This is a genomic window from Pseudoalteromonas sp. DY56-GL22, assembly GCF_041414715.1.
GTDB lineage: Bacteria > Pseudomonadota > Gammaproteobacteria > Enterobacterales > Alteromonadaceae > Pseudoalteromonas > Pseudoalteromonas simplex.
The window spans coordinates 1-572 of record NZ_JANHZR010000034.1; the positions used below are offsets into that span (position 1 = coordinate 1).

The following is a 572-nucleotide window of genomic DNA, read 5'->3' on the forward strand; positions in this document are numbered from 1 at the left end:
GGTGAAATCGACATTACCGCACCGACGATTAGCCTTGATACCTTGGCCGATAGTAATGATGTGACACCGCTCATCAGTGGGCAAACCACCGGAGCGGCAGTGGGCAGCTTAGTGCTGCTTACTATCACTGACAGTGCTGGTAATGTACAAAGTGCGACAGCGACGGTGCAAGCGGATGGCAGTTGGTCTGTTGAGCCAAGTACGGCATTAGCCGAAGGTGATTATACCGTGGTGGCCACCGTGAGTGACGCGGCGGGTAACGAAGGCAGCGATACTGAAACAGGCACCATCGATGTGACGGCACCAACGATTAGCATTGATGCGCCAGCGCTGACCAACGACAATACGCCGACGGTCACTGGCACCTCAGACTTAGCCAATACCTCACTCGCCGTGACCTTTACCGATGCTGATGGTATCAGCCATAGCGTGACAGTCACCACTGATGCTTCTGGCAATTGGAGCGCCGAAGCAGGGCAAGCCTTAGCCGATGGCAACTACACAGTCAGTGCCAGTATCAGTGATGCAGCAGGTAATAACAGCAGTGCCAGTGACAGTGGTGAAGTCGACAC

Annotated in this window: 1 protein-coding gene; it reads left to right on the forward strand. The window is 54.5% G+C overall.

All coding sequences use genetic code 11. The features are described 5' to 3' along the window. Positions 1-572 (forward strand): Ig-like domain-containing protein (locus NO991_RS20575; RefSeq protein ID WP_371352353.1); only part of this gene is annotated, 572 nt, incomplete at both ends.